This is a genomic window from Deltaproteobacteria bacterium (assembly GCA_011773515.1).
Classification (GTDB): domain Bacteria; phylum Desulfobacterota; class Deferrimicrobia; order J040; family J040; genus WVXK01.
Genome location: WVXK01000088.1, coordinates 1 through 546 on the forward strand (window position 1 = coordinate 1; position 546 = coordinate 546).

At 52.6% G+C, this 546-nt stretch carries 2 tRNA genes; both read left to right on the forward strand.

What is annotated here, in order from left to right:
• Window positions 1-225 precede the first annotated feature (225 nt).
• Window positions 226-301, forward strand: a tRNA-Lys gene (locus GTN70_09480).
• A 7-nt stretch (window positions 302-308) separates the two neighbouring features.
• Window positions 309-386, forward strand: a tRNA-Glu gene (locus GTN70_09485).
• The last annotated feature ends 160 nt before the right edge of the window (window positions 387-546 follow it).

Here is a 546-nt window from a genome sequence, read left to right on the forward strand (position 1 = left end):
GTTTCTCGTTTCTCGTTCAACCGGAAACCGTAAACCGGAAACTGGTTTTATTCTGCACTCTGCACTCTTCACTCTGCACTACCATTCCGTTTCTGGTTTCGCGTTGGGTTTTCATTCCGCACTCCGCATTCCGCATTCCGCATTACCATTATTTTATGGATTAGCCCTTTAATTTGGTTGACACGGAGAAATGTGCTTTAATAAAATTTTAGATCTGCTAAAGAGGAGCCCATAGCTCAGACGGCAGAGCACCGGACTTTTAATCCGGGGGCCGCAGGTTCGACTCCTGCTGGGCTCACCATATCACCGTCCCCATCGTCTAGTCTGGCCAAGGACACCGCCCTTTCACGGCGGCGGCGGGGGTTCAAATCCCCCTGGGGACGCCAGGCAATTTAAGAGGCCCGCAAGGGCCTTTTTTTTTTAATCCGGGGATCTCCGGCACCAGGGAGCCGCCGGTCCTTGGTTATGGAGGACACGCAGGGCCGGTTCGGTGGTATAATCAGGAACAAATGCCGATAGAATGGCTTAACGGCACTTGCGTGAAGG